This is a genomic window from Minwuia thermotolerans (assembly GCF_002924445.1).
GTDB lineage: Bacteria > Pseudomonadota > Alphaproteobacteria > Minwuiales > Minwuiaceae > Minwuia > Minwuia thermotolerans.
In genome coordinates this window covers 1-7714 of sequence record NZ_PIGG01000055.1, presented here as the reverse complement: position 1 = coordinate 7714, position 7714 = coordinate 1, and the positions used below count along the sequence as shown (strand labels likewise).

At 69.7% G+C, this 7714-nt stretch carries 2 protein-coding genes; both read left to right on the top strand.

Annotated features, from left to right (window positions below):
* A partial coding sequence (locus CWC60_RS16575; RefSeq protein ID WP_109795046.1) for a TolC family protein occupies positions 1–1239 on the top strand: 1239 nt, incomplete at its 5' end.
* 42 nt (positions 1240–1281) lie between these two features.
* Positions 1282–7714, top strand: a 6433-nt coding sequence (locus CWC60_RS16570) for a FecR domain-containing protein (RefSeq protein ID WP_206419978.1), incomplete at its 3' end; no start/stop codon positions are given.

Genomic DNA, 7714 nt, shown 5'->3' with positions numbered 1-7714 from the left:
GATGCCTCCCACCAGAACATCCGGCGCGAGAAGTCGGGCTTCCTGCCCCAGGCCAGCATCACCGCCGGCGCAGGCTACGAGCATACCGATTCGCTCGCCACGCGCGCGCTGGGTCTGGAGAATCAGCAGTTCTTCGCCACCAACGCGACGGTCGAGGTGCGCCAGAACCTGTTCAGCGGCTTTTCCCGATTCGCCGGAACGGCCAGCGCCAAGGCGCTGAAGCGGGCCTCGGAGAACACCCTGGCGGCCGTGCGCCAGAACGTGATCCTGGAAGGCGTGACCGCCTATCTCAACGTCCTGCGCAACCGTGAGTTGGTCAGGCTCAACGCCGGCAACGAGCGCGCCATCCGCGAGCAGCTCGAGCTGGAGGACGAGCGCGTCACCCGCGGCTCCGGCATCAGCGTCGACGTGCTGCTGGCCAAGTCGCGCCTGCAGATCGCCAAGGAGCAGAGCATCGCCTTCGAGGGTGCGCTGAAGGATTCGATCTCCACCTATATTCAGGTCTTCGGTCACCCCCCGACCCTGGAGAGCATGGTGCCGATGCAGGTGCCGCCCTCGATGCTGCCCGAATCCAAGGAGGCGGCGGCCGAGAAGCTGCAGGCCGAGAACCCGGTGATCAAGATCGCCTCGGCCCAGGCCGATTCGGCGATGCACGAGATCGACCGGGCCCAGTCCACCTACTATCCCAGCGTCGACGTGGTGGGCAGCGCCAACATCGAGAACAACTTCGCCGGCGTCGAGGACGTGCGCCACGATTACGCCGTCAAGCTGGAACTCACCTGGCAGCTGTTCGACGGCTTTCTGACCCCGGCCAACAGCGCCGAGGCCAACGCCCGTTACAAGGAAGCGATCCAGAGCGGCCGCGACGTCAGCCGCAAGACCACCGAACTCATGGAACTCTCCTGGCATGAAATGGAAGTTGCAAAAGAGCGCGCCGAACTCTTGCGTAACGCGATGAATATTGCCGGTGAGGTCTTCCAGTCCCGAATTGAGCTGCGGGAAGCCGGAAAAGAGACGGCCATCAATGTTCTCGACGCCGAAAACGAGCTATTCAGCGCATGCATCAACTTCGTTAACGCATTCTTCGACTCTCAAGTAGCAGCGTTCCGAGTGTTGAATACCCTGGGCCGTCTGGATACGCGCGCCGTTGCGCAGTCCACGCCGGTCGATAACTCGGCAGTCGTCGCGCAGTGCGGTTTCACCCCCTCCGAAGGGGGCGGATACCAGCCGGCCCAGTAAAGCCACCGACGCGCGCCGGGCTCTGTTAGGAGAGCTTGGTACATGACCAGAGACCAGTTGCCGCCGCGTCTTTCCGACGGGTTTGCGGGACAGCAGGACTTTGCGGCTGTCTTCGATGCGTCGGGCAAGGCGAGCCTGGTCATCGACAAGGGCGCGTTCCTGCTCACGGCGGACTTCGTCCGTCAGGGGCCGGATCTGATTCTCGTCGGCCAGAACGGCGAGAAGGTTCTCGTCGTCAATTTCTTCGCTTCCGAGACGCCGCCGGACCTCTACACCCTGGGCGGCGCCCAGATCACCGGCCATCTCGCTTCCATCCTCGCCGGCCCCGCCGCCGATGGCCTGGCCCAGGCCGGCGGCGACCTCGGCGAGCCGATCGGCGTTGTCGAATCCCTGGAGGGCGTGGTCTTCGCGACCCGCGCCGACGGCAGCCGCGTGCAGCTCTCGCCGGGCGATCCGGTCTACCAGGACGACGTCATCGAAACCGGCGGCCAGGGCTCGGTCGGCCTGCGCTTCGTCGACGACACGACCTTCTCCGTCGGCGAGGACGCCCGGATGGTCCTCGACGACTTCGTCTACGACCCGGCGGCCAACACCGGCAACGCCGTCGTCAACGTGCTTCAGGGCTCGTTCTCCTTCGTCTCCGGCGCCGTGGCCAAGACGGGCGACGACGCGCTCACCGTCAAGACGCCGGTGCTCACCATCGGTATCCGCGGCACCTACGTTACCGGCCGCGGCGCACAGGAGGGCGAGGAGTCCGAGGTCGTCAACCTGCCCGACGACCAGGGCCAGACCGGTTCGGTCTTCGTCTCCAACCAGGCCGGCGGCGTGCTGCTCAGCCAGGCTTTCGAGCAGACCAGCGCCTCCAGCCAGTTCGAGGCCCCGAACCCGCCCCGGATCCTCAGCCGCGAGGAGGTCGAGGACCGCTTCTCCGACGCGCTGAACAGCCTGCCGAACTCGCCCGGCGTCGAGCGCGGCGGCCGCGACGACGACGATGGCGGCGATGACCGCCGCGACGGCGGCGGCGACGATGCCGGCGCCGCGGCCGAAGGCGAAGGCGAGGGCGAGGGCGAAGGGGAAGCCGAAGGCGAGGGCGAAGAGGAAGCCGAAGGCGAGGAAGAGGGCGAAGGCGAAGAGGAAGGCGAAAGCGAGGAAGAGGGCGAAGGCGAGGAAGAAGCCAGCAGCGAGGAAAGCGGCGAAGGCGATTCGGGCGGCGAGGACGGCGCGGACGGTGGAGACGGCGAAGGCGGCCTCGGCGCCGAGGACGGCAGCGTCGAAGGGCCGGCCGAAGGCGGCGACGCGACTGGTGATGGGGGCGATTCAGCCGACGGCGAGGAAGCTTCCGCTCCCGACGAGGGGCCGGCAAGCGACGAAGGCGGTCCCGGCGATGGCGGCGGTGACACGGCCGGCGACGGCGGTGATGCGGGCGGGGATTCCGGCGGCACCTCCGGCGGCACGACGGGCGGCGGCGGCAGCACGTCCTTCGGCACGACATCGGGCTCGACCACGGGCGGGACATCGGGCACCGGCGGCGCAACCGGCGGCGGTGGGGGTGATAGCTTCGACAGCCTGGTGGAATCGACTGCGCCGCCTTCGGGCGGCGGCGGGGGCACCGGTGGTGGCGGCGGTAGCGGCGGTGGATCCGGCGCCGGTGCTGAAGACGATGGCGGCGGCGGCGACGACGGCAACGAAGACATCGTGGCCCCGCCGCCGCCGTCGGGCCCGACCGCCGGCAATGACACGCTGAACGGCAACGCGTCGGCCAACAACATCGTCGGCGGCGGCGGCAACGACGTCCTCAACGGCCTCGGCGGCAACGACACGCTGAGCGGCGGCGTCGGCAACGACCAGCTCAACGGCGGCGAGGGCAACGATTCGCTCGACGGCGGCACGGGCGCGGACACGCTGAACGGCGGGGCCGGTGCGGACACGCTGATCGGCGGCGCGGGCGCGGACGCCATCAATGGCGGCGACGGTTCGGACACGGCGGCCTTCACCGCGACGACGAATGCGGTGAACCTCAATCTGGGCGCGGGCACGGCGGTCTCGGGCGGCGAGACAGACACGTTGAGCGGCATCGAGAACGTTCTCGGCTCCGCCTTCGCGGACACCATCACCGGCAACGCTGCAGCCAACGCGCTGAACGGCGGCGCGGGCGACGACACGCTGGCGGGCCTGGGCGGCAATGACACGCTGACCGGCGGCGCCGGCACCGATTTCGTGGACCTCAGCGGTGAGGCGGAAGGCTTCCTGGCGGCGCTCGGCACGGTCACGCTGTCCGGCGAGGGCGGCGATACCGTCTTCTCCTCCCAGACCTTCGGACTTGCGACCAGCCAGGCGGACGTGCTGTCGGGCGTCGAGGGGCTGATCGGCAGCGGTTTCGATGACAGCCTGTTCGGCGCGGCCGGAACGGGCGACACCATTTCAGGTGGCGCCGGCGCGGACGTGATCAACGGCCAGGGCGGGGACGACAGCCTTGCCGGCGGCTCGGGCAGCGATACGCTTCAGGGCGAGTCAGGCGCCGATACCCTGTCGGGCGACGAAGGCAATGACAGCCTCGTCGGCGGCAGCGGCAACGATGTTCTCAGCGGTCTGCAGGGTGACGACACCCTTGACGGCGGCGACGGCATCGACACGGCGAACTACACCGGCACCAGCAGCGGCATCGAGGTCGATCTCGCCGCCGGCACCGCGATCGACGGCGCGCTGCGCGGCAATGACGTTCTGATCGGCATCGAGAACGTCTCGGGCTCGGTCTTCGACGACACCATCGATGGCGACGCCAATGGCAACGTGCTGCAGGGCAATGACGGCGATGACCTGCTTCAGGGCCGCGGCGGCGCGGACACGCTGATCGGCGGCGCGGGTTCCGACCGGGCCGACTATTCGGAAGACGCCGCGGGCGTGAACGTCGATCTCGCCGGCAACACCGCGACCGACGGCGGCGGCGCCACGGACAGCCTGAGCGGCATCGAGAACGTTTCCGGTTCGGCTTTCGGAGACACGCTGACCGGCAACGCCGCGGCGAACCAGCTGCTCGGCAATGCCGGCGACGACATTCTGGCCGGCGCCGCCGGGGCGGACTCGCTGTTCGGCGGTCTGGGCGTCGATACGGCGGATTACTCCGCCGATGCGGCGGGGATCACGGCCAATCTGTCCACCGGTCTGGCGACCGACGGCGGCGGCGCGACGGACAGCCTGAACAGCGTCGAGAACGTCATCGGGTCGGCGAACGACGACACCGTCACCGGCGACGGGGCGGCGAACCAGCTTTTCGGCGGCGATGGCGACGACATCCTGGAAGGCGGCGCAGGGGCTGATTCGCTCGTCGGCGGCGCGGGCTTCGACCAGGCGAGCTATGCCGGGGACGCGTCAGGCGTCGCCGTGAACCTTTCCACCGGTCTGGCCACCGACGGCGGCGGCGCAACCGACAGCCTGAGCGGTATCGAGGATGTCGCCGGTTCGGACTTCGCCGACACGCTGACGGGCGACGGCAACGACAACCTGCTCGAAGGCGGCGCGGGCGACGACGTGCTGAGCGGCGGCGATTCGCCGACGCTGGCGGGCGGCGGTTTCATCGCCGATACCCTGGACGGCGGCGCGGGCACGGACTTCGCCGACTACACGGCAGCGGCCGGCGGCGTCTCGGTGAATCTCACGACAGGCCTGGCCACCTCGGTTGACGGCGACGCCAACAGCGCCGGCATCGGCGCGGACGTGCTCGTGAACATCGAGGGCGTGGCCGGCAGCGCCTTCGCGGATTCGATCGACGGTTCGGCGGCGGCCGACATCATCCAGAGCGGAGACGGCGGCGACCTCGTCGGCGGCCGCGCGGGCGCCGATTCCATCGACGGCGGCGCGGGCGACGACCTGATCGATGGCGGTGCGGGCAACGACACTGTCACCGGCGGTGATGGCGCCGACGCCATGACCGGCAATGACGGCGACGACAGCATGACCGGCGCGGCCGGCGACGACACGCTGATCGGCGGCGCGGGCAACGACGTGCTCGACGGCGGCACCGAGACGGACACGGCGGACTATTCCGGCGCGGCGGGCGGCATCGACCTCGACCTGCTCGCCGGTGCGGCGAGCGACGACGGCGACGGCGGCGTGGACACGCTCTCCGGCATCGAGAATGTCGTGGGCTCGGCCTTCGCCGACACCATCGCCGGCGACGCCGCGGCCAACGTTCTCGTGGGCGGCGATGGCGCCGACAGCATTGCCGCGGGCGGCGGCAGCGACAGCGTCTCGGGCGGCACAGGCAACGACACCGTCGATGGCGGCGCAGGCAATGACAGCCTGGATGGCGGCGCGGGCATCGACACGGCGGACTATGCGTCCGACGTGGCGGGGGTCGACGTCGACCTGGCCGTCGGTTCGGCGACGGACGGCGGCGGCTCCATCGATACCCTGACCAGCATCGAGAACGTCACGGGCACCGTCTTTGGCGACACGCTGGTCGGCGACGGCGGCGCCAACGTGCTCGACGGCGGCGACGGCGACGACCTGCTGGAGGGCGGCGCGGGCGACGACACGCTGGACGGCGGCGCCGGCGTCGATACGGCGGACTACACGAACGAAACGGCGGCGGTTTCGGTCAGCCTGGTGGGTCAGACGGCGACTGACGGCTCCGGCGGAACCGACAGCCTGACCGGCGTCGAGAATGTCATCGGCTCCGATTTCGACGACACCATCGTCGGCGGCAGCCTCGCCAACCAGCTCGACGGCGGCGCGGGCAATGACAGCATCTCCGGCCAGGGAAGCGGCGATCAGATCATCGGCGGCATCGGCGACGACACGCTCGCCGGTGGCGCTGGATTCGACCAGCTGGACGGCGGCGCCGGAACGGATACGGCGGACTACTCGGCCGCCGCCGGCGCGGTGGACGTCGACCTTGCCGCCGGCGTGGCGGCCAATGACGGCGATGGCGCGGCGGACACGATCCAGTTCGTGGAGAACGTCATCGGCTCGGCCCATGACGACACCATCGCCGGTGACGCCAATCTCAACAGCCTGGCCGGCGGCGCCGGCGACGACAGCATCATCTCCGTTGCGGGCAACGATACCGTGGTTGGCGGCGACGGCGCGGACACGCTGGCCTTCGGCTTCGGCGGTCATTTCGCTACGGGCGATGCGGGCGACGACACCTTCGTGATCGACACGACGCGCCTGGACGGCAACGACACCCTCGACGGCGGCGCGGACACCGACGACCTGCGGGTTTCGGGCGGCGGCGACATCACCGCCGATCAGCTTGCCAACACGAGCAATTTCGAACGCCTCACCCTGGTCTCCGACCTCGAGACGACGGTCGAGCTGCGCGACAACACCCTGCGCAATTCCGGCAATGTCATCGTCGACGCCTCGGCGCTGGCGGCGGCGACCAGCTTCCTGCTGATCGACGCGGCGCTGAAGACCGATGCGGCGATCGAACTGATCGGCGGCGGCTCCGAGGACGTCGCCTTCGGCACCAGCCTCGACGATACGCTCGCCGGCAATGCCGATCAGGACGCCCTGTTCGGCAATGACGGCAACGACATCATCGATGGCGGCGCGGATTCCGATCTCGTTGACGGCGGGGCCGGCAACGATGCGATCGCGGGCGGTGCGGGCCAGGACGCCCTGGTCGGCGGCCTGGGCGACGACACGCTGGACGGCGGCGCCGATCTCGACGTCGTGGACTTCACCGATGCGGGCTCCGCGGTCACCGTCGATCTGACCGCCGGTACGGCGAGCGGCGAGGGCGCCGACGTCCTTGCCGATATCGAGGCGGTGCTGGGTTCGGCCCAGGCCGACGATCTGACCGCGAACGCCGGTTCGGCCGAAGGCGCGCTGTTCGGCGGCGCGGGCGGCGACACGCTGACCGGCACGGCCGGGAACGAGGGGCTGTTCGGCCAGCTCGGCGACGACAGCGCGGAAGGCGGCGCGGGCTCCGACTTCCTCTCCGGCGGCGGCGGCAACGACACCTTGCGGGCGGGCGACGGCAATGACGACGTGGTCGGCGGTGCGGGCGACGACCTGATCGAGGGCGGCGCCGGCAACGACCTTCTGCTGGGCGACGATCCGGCCGATGGCGGCCAGGCGCTCGGCTTCGACGGCGTTGACGACGCGGTGTTCGTGCCGAATCTCGAAGGCGTCTCCGGCACCTCCGACCTCAGTTTCGAAGCTTGGCTCACGCCCGGAATCTCTGCCGACATGGCCGTCCTCGACATGCGCGCCGATCAGGCCGGCTTCGAGAAGGGCTTCTTCTTCGGCTTCGTCGCCGACGGTCAGGGCGGGCTCATCTCCCACGCCCGGATCGCCGACGGCGCGGGCAATGTGATCACGCTGGACGGTTCGGCGCTCTCGCTGGCCGGCACGGCGCAGCACTTCGCCGTCACCGTCGACCGCGACGGGCTGATGTCGATCCTGGTCGACGGGGTGGTGGATCAGACGATCGACATCTCGTCGCTGGACGGCGTCGACATCTCGACCA